Source organism: Vibrio sp. Vb1755 (assembly GCF_033338635.1).
Classification (GTDB): Bacteria; Pseudomonadota; Gammaproteobacteria; order Enterobacterales; family Vibrionaceae; genus Vibrio; species Vibrio alginolyticus.
On the sequence record NZ_JAWOTA010000138.1, the window covers coordinates 1 to 1,448 of the forward strand.

The window sequence follows — 1,448 nt, forward strand, 5'->3', positions numbered from 1 at the left end:
GTTGGGTATATACCTAGCTCATCCCTAAACTCGCCAGATAACACAAAAATTTCTTCTCCACCAAAGTGTCTGTGAGGTTGAAACTTTTCGCCTTTGGGCCACTTCACCAACGCAACATGCTCGTGCTTAAAATCATGTAACGGCATCACTTGTAGTCCGCCAATACCAGGCAACCATTCTGTTTCTCGAGTATTGATTCGAACAGTTTTAAGATCGTTCGGATCAAATTGATTGAGCTTGACCAAAATGACACAACCTTTCTCGCTAAACGGCGCGTGCAGACTGCCGGGTGGGTTACGAAGATAAGAACCTGCGGGATAGTCGCCATTTTCGTCAGAGAAGACACCATCGAGCACAAAAATTTCTTCTCCGTAAGGGTGAAGGTGAGGAGAAAAACGCGATCCTGCTTCGTACTTCACTACACTGGTTACGTGACCAGATTCTTTTGCCTCTCGCTCCAATGGCTTACGCCACACTCCTTGAGAGGGGCTAGCAACCCAATTTTGACTGCCTGTTTCGATGACGACCCTTTGAGAAAAATCCATATTCAACATACTGAAATACCGTTACTTATTTTATCGGTGCTTGATCCAATTATACGTTTAAAAACGTAATTTGATGCAATGGTTGGTTAAGCAATGTTCAACGGTTTTCTGAATACAAATGGGTTCTATTTTCAATTATTACTTGTGTAATGATAATTGTTATATTATAACAACTTAAAAATCATATGTTATAACATAACAATAAGGAAAAGGTAGTGAATAAAAAATTGGTTTCTCTAGTCATCGGTAGCATTTTTGCATCCCCTGTTTTTGCCGATACGTTGTCGAATCCACAAATTGGTGTTGTTTTGGACGGATATTACCAAGATGGACAGCGTCATAACTCAGAGCGAGAAGAAGGGTTTGGCTTGGGTCATACCGAGCTTAGTTTGTCTGCAAACATTGACGATAAATTCCATGGCGCTTTGACGACAGTGCTGGAAAGCCATGCTGACGACACCGAACTGATGTTGGAAGAAGCGTTTATCGAAACCTTGGCTTTGCCTTACGGCTTTAATGTCCGAGCGGGGCGTTTTCTTTCCGATTTTGGTTACTTGAACAACCAACACATGCATACCGATAGTTTTGTTGAGCGTCCATTAGCGTACCGAACGTTTCTTGGTTCGCATTACTATGATGATGGCGTGAGAGCGAGCCTTGTTCTTCCGACAGATCTGTTTGTGAAATTTGGTGTTGAGGCGCTAAGTGGCAGCAAGATGTCGGCAGTGGATGAGGGTTCTGACGTTGGTGTATTTACCTCAACATTAAAACTAGGTAGCGACATTTCAGATTCTTCTAGTTGGCAATTTGGCTTGAGTTACCTGCGAAATAAGAACGGCAAGGTGGAAGAATTTGCTGACCATGATCATCATGCTGATACCGGTCATGACCATGAACATAGCC

1 protein-coding gene and 1 pseudogene are annotated in these 1,448 nt (G+C 42.8%); one reads left to right on the forward strand and one right to left on the reverse strand.

The annotated features are described in order from the left end of the window. Nucleotides 1-554, reverse strand: a 554-nt coding sequence (locus R7E00_RS23310) for a cupin domain-containing protein (protein WP_318124611.1), incomplete at its 3' end; no start/stop codon positions are given. A gap of 206 nt (nt 555-760) precedes the next feature. Here R7E00_RS23310 and R7E00_RS23315 point away from each other — a divergent pair. Further along, nucleotides 761-1,448 (forward strand): annotated as a pseudogene (locus R7E00_RS23315) (hypothetical protein); the annotation flags it as partial.